At 42.7% G+C, this 885-nt stretch carries 1 protein-coding gene; it reads left to right on the top strand.

Annotated elements, in window-relative coordinates:
* Positions 1–69 precede the first annotated feature (69 nt).
* On the top strand, positions 70–885 hold an 816-nt coding region (locus tag H5T41_11410; GenBank protein ID MBC7109366.1), incomplete at its 3' end, for a DUF11 domain-containing protein.

Below are 885 nucleotides of genomic sequence, written 5' to 3'. Positions count from 1 at the left end.
TAAAATCATATAATACTAATTTTATAAAATATATTATCGCAGAAAAAATGTTAAGTGGGGTGATACACCTTGAGAAAATATTTGCTTGTGCCGTTACTGCTGGGACTTATATTTATCACAGCAGGTTCGGTCTCAGCAGCAGATGGCTATTTCTACGAAGTAAACCAAAACCAGACAACTGCCAAGGTTGGCGACCATGTACAAATAGAGGTAGTAGTAGACACCATCCCATCAGATCAGGGCTATAGCCTGGATAATGTGACAGTACAGGCCTACATCACGCCACGACTCAAAATAGAAAATGTAAGCACCACATATGGAACATATGAGAACGGCACATGGTACCTCGGAGACGGATACTACGGAACCGCAACCGCAACATTCTACTGCCTTGTGAACGGAACAGGAACACTCACAGGACAATTTTATTTCAGAGCGAGCAATGATGAGAATTGGGGTAACAACTATGCAAGAGTAGACATCGATGTACCATTCACAGACCTAAAAGCCACAACAGCGGGAACAACTCGATTATCACCAGGCCAAATATTCAACTACACTGTCACGATCGTGAATATGGGTGTGGAAAACGCAACTAACACACAAATGCAAATAAACCTACCCTCTACAGTGGAATATCAATCCTACACGGCCACAAAAGGAACATTTGATCCTCAGACGGGAATCTGGACGATTGGAACACTAACATACGACAACGACGACAATGAAAACGATGATCCACTCGGTGAAAACGCAACACTAACATTAACCCTAAAAGTTAAACCAGACGCCGCAGCAGGACAATACAACATCACAACATTTACAACCTGCGACTTAAGTTTACTTAGTGTATTCCAGGCCAGCCCGACAAGAGCACTCACTGTA

The organism is Methanomassiliicoccales archaeon, assembly GCA_014361295.1.
GTDB lineage: Archaea > Thermoplasmatota > Thermoplasmata > Methanomassiliicoccales > JACIVX01 > JACIVX01.
Note: the sequence above shows the minus strand (reverse complement) of the source record. Positions and strands in the feature narration are given on the sequence as shown.